This is a genomic window from Nonomuraea mesophila (assembly GCF_004352805.1).
Taxonomy (GTDB): domain Bacteria; phylum Actinomycetota; class Actinomycetes; order Streptosporangiales; family Streptosporangiaceae; genus Nonomuraea; species Nonomuraea longispora.
Genome location: NZ_SMLD01000386.1, coordinates 1 through 1,117 on the forward strand (window position 1 = coordinate 1; position 1,117 = coordinate 1,117).

A 1,117-nucleotide genomic window follows, 5' to 3' on the forward strand; every position below is an offset into this window, starting at 1 on the left:
CCTCCGGGCCCCGGCTCCCGGGTTCCGGCTCCCCGCTCCCGGGTCCCGGGTCCCGGGTCATGGTTTCCGGGTCACCGCCTCCGGGTCACCGTCTTCGGCCGCCGCATCGGGCTCACCGCCTCCCGGCCGCCGCCTCGGGAAAAGCACCGCCACGGCCACTGCCTGCAGCGCCGCTCCTGCCAGCAAAGCCGCACCAGGCGTGTACGCCGCCAGCGGGCCCGCCAGCGCGGACCCGAACGCGTACGAGGTGATCTTCAGACTGGCGGCCGTGGTGAACACCTGGCTCCGCAAGCGCGCGGGCGCCTCGCGGTGGCGTACGGAGAACAGCGCGGTGAGCTGCGGACCCTCACCCGCGCCCGCCACGGCGGCGGCGACCACGGCGACCCAGAACGTCTCCGACAAGGCCGCCAGCACCATCCCGACCCCGAGCACCGCCGTCCCCCCAGCCAGCACCCGGTCCCACCACCGTGCGGCGTCACGGCCGGCTCGCGCCCGGTTCCCCGCCCGCGCCGGTACATGGCCGGCCCGCGCCCGGCGCTCTGTCCGTGCTGGGGTACGCGTGGCGAGGAGCGCGTTCGCCGCCAGCCCGCACGCGGCCATGACGGCCAGCAGCAGCGCGCCGTGGCCACTTTCGCCGGTGAGCCGGACGCCCAGCACGGGCGCCGCCACGACCAGCATGGCCAGCCCGGCACACGAGATCATCGACCCGGCCGTCGCCTTGCGCAGCGGCGGGTTCCTGACGATGACGGCGAACCCCGCGACCAGCTCCGCCCGGACGGACCGCCCACCGCCGGACGCCCCCGCCTCGACAGCGGCCGCTCCTTCGGCGGGCGGGTGGCTCCCACCGAGCCGCCGCCCAGGTGGCGTCGACCCCGTGGACGACCGGCCCGCAAGTGTGTGGTCCGTAGGCGTTCGGTCCCGGATTTGGTTCGTGGGTTCTTGTTCTGTGGGGGTTCGGTTGGGGGATTGGTTCGTGGGTGTCTCGTCCGTGGGTGTTCGGATGGGAGGTTGGTTGGTGGGTGTGGGGTCTGTGGAAGTCCGGTCCGAGGATGGCCGGTTAGGGGGTGTTCGGTCTGGGGGGGTCGTGGCGGGGCGTGGAGGAAGGGCCCAGGCGATG

Annotated in this window: 1 protein-coding gene; it reads right to left on the reverse strand. The window is 74.4% G+C overall.

The window, feature by feature from the left end:
* Positions 1-57: 57 nt before the first annotated feature.
* Positions 58-702, reverse strand: a complete 645-nt coding sequence (locus E1295_RS48185) for an MFS transporter (protein WP_132642107.1) — start codon at positions 700-702, stop codon at positions 58-60.
* Positions 703-1,117: the final 415 nt, after the last annotated feature.

Coding starts and splice junctions, on each gene's coding strand:
- E1295_RS48185 (WP_132642107.1), bottom strand. CDS start 702: ATGATCTCGTGTGCCGGGCTGGCCATGCTGGTCGTGGCGGCGCCCGTG.